This is a genomic window from Streptomyces sp. NPDC051133 (assembly GCF_040682635.1).
Taxonomy (GTDB): Bacteria; Actinomycetota; Actinomycetes; order Streptomycetales; family Streptomycetaceae; genus Streptomyces.
On the sequence record NZ_JBFBBK010000195.1, the window covers coordinates 1 to 2,114 of the forward strand.

Consider the following 2,114-nt stretch of genomic DNA (forward strand, 5'->3'; position numbering starts at 1 on the left):
CTCATCAGCCCTATCCCTTTTTGGCTGGTCAGTACACGAGTGTGGAGACGCCCTGGTGGCCGCGGATCTGGCGGAACTACTCCTTCGCTGCCGCCCCGAGTCCCGACGGGCTGCTGACGTTTCATATCAAGGCGGTCCCTGCGGGCTGGGTCTCCAACGCGCTGGTACACCGTGCCCGGCCTGGCGATGTGATCCGACTCGGTCCGCCTCTTGGCTCGATGACTGTCGACCACACCACCAACAGCGGCCTGCTCTGTATAGGCGGCGGTACCGGCATCGCCCCCCTCAAGGCCATGGTCGAGGATGTCGTCCAGCACGGTGAGCGTCGAGCGGTGCAGGTTTTCTTCGGTGCTCGCACCAATCTTGAGTTGTACGACCTCGACGCCTTGCTCCGACTTCAGCAGGCGTACCCGTGGCTGTGGGTTCGCCCATTTGCTGAGCGCACTGCGCTCGTGCCGCTCCCGGATCTGCTGCTCGAATTCGGTCCCTGGCACGAGTACGACGCGTATCTCTCCGGCCCGGCCGGGATGATCCGCAGTGGGCAGGAGGCCTTGGTGGCCGCAGGTGTCGCTACGAGCAGAATTTGGCATGATCCTGTGGAGGACTACCCGATGCAGCAGTGAGGGCGGCATTGACCTCGCTCCGTGGTGGCTGGGCTGGGGAGCGCTTCGGGCGAGCGCAGACGAATCGCCAGCGTCGTTGGCCTCGCCGGCTGCTGACGGCACTCAAGGATCACTGACAGCTGGGCCATGGGGCCACTCGCAGCGACCCCATGGCCCAGCACATTCTCAGGCTCTTCGTCAACCCTTGCCACCCCCGTGATTGCCACAGTCTGCGTGCGCATCCCCTAGGGAAATTCCCTGATGGCTCAAATTCAGACTGGGGACATGCCCCGATCCCTCACCTGCTTCCGAGAGACAGGCTTACAGCAGAAAGAGCCACATGAAGACACCATCTGTGGCCTTGGTCATCAGCAACAGTCCTGTCTTCGCAAGACGCTGGCGGTCATCGTTTGAGCCCAAGAGTCAGCCAGCGCCCAGCGGAGGCTTCAGATCCAAGAGACGGTGCGTGATGGGCAGCGTACAGAGAGTCACTCCGCCGCAAGATGCGGCAAGCCACCATGCCCGCTCAGTGTGGGTGGCGATGCACAGAGACTCTGCCCGGTGTGCCGCCAGCGGCGGTGTGTTCCAGGTGGGATAGGCGCGCTCAGGTCTCCGGGCCCATCGCATCTGTCTCACTCGAGCACATCGCAGACCGGACGAGGAGGTCTGCTCATGGAGCAGCACCGTAAGCTCCGTGCCTCGGCTGTTCCTTCGCGCATTCAGCGGGTGCCGGCGCCGTCAGCGGGTGGACGGCGCAAGAACGTTCTCGTCGTGGGAGGGGGACCAGCAGGCGTGGCAGCCGCTACAGCGGCGGCGCGGGCAGGATGCCGTGTCGTCCTTGCCGAAGCCACGAACTGCCTCGGCGGGCAATTGGCGGTTGCGGGTTTCACGATGCTACGGCGGGACCGCCTTCGAGTGTGGATGGCGGAAGCATGCCAGGACCTGAGGGCCGGTGCCGTAGAGGTACGGCTGAACACAACGGTTCGCGTCGATGGCATCGGCGCCTATGACCATGTCGTTCTCGCGACCGGGGCCGCTCCGAGAGCTTGGCCTGGCATGCCGCCTGACCAGATGGTCGTGGTGGATGCTTGGACGGCCATCATGCGGCCCTCTCCGCTGCCTGCCGCTGTCGTGATCGTAGACCTGGAAGGGGAGTGGTCCGCCGCTGAGGCGGCCATAACGCTCGCAACCCACGGGCACGCAGTCACCGTGGTGACCGCGGCAACCGCGGTGGCTCACCGCCTAAGCCACCCAGAACAACTATTCTATGAGGAGCGCCTCCTGGAAATGGGGGTGCGCGTCCTGACCAGTACCGCTGTGAAGGTTGTTCCAGGGCGCTCCAGGCCAATTTTGCATAACTTCCTCACCGGCAGAAACTCATCTCTTCCCCCATATGTCGGCGCCTTCGTGATCGCGTCCCCGCGGGTGCCTCGTGCCCGTCTTTGGACTGAGATTCAGACGTCTCACTGTGTTACACGCGTCGGGGATGCGGTGTTCCCACGGGCGCTACAC

General features: G+C 64.0%; 2 protein-coding genes. Both read left to right on the top strand.

Annotation, left to right across the window (positions count from 1 at the left end; translation table 11 throughout):
* Window positions 1-623: FAD-binding oxidoreductase (locus AB0N17_RS46310; RefSeq protein WP_366017679.1), on the top strand; the 623-nt coding region annotated here is incomplete at its 5' end.
* A gap of 651 nt (window positions 624-1,274) precedes the next feature.
* Window positions 1,275-2,114 (top strand): FAD-dependent oxidoreductase (locus tag AB0N17_RS46315; RefSeq protein WP_366017680.1); only part of this gene is annotated, 840 nt, incomplete at its 3' end.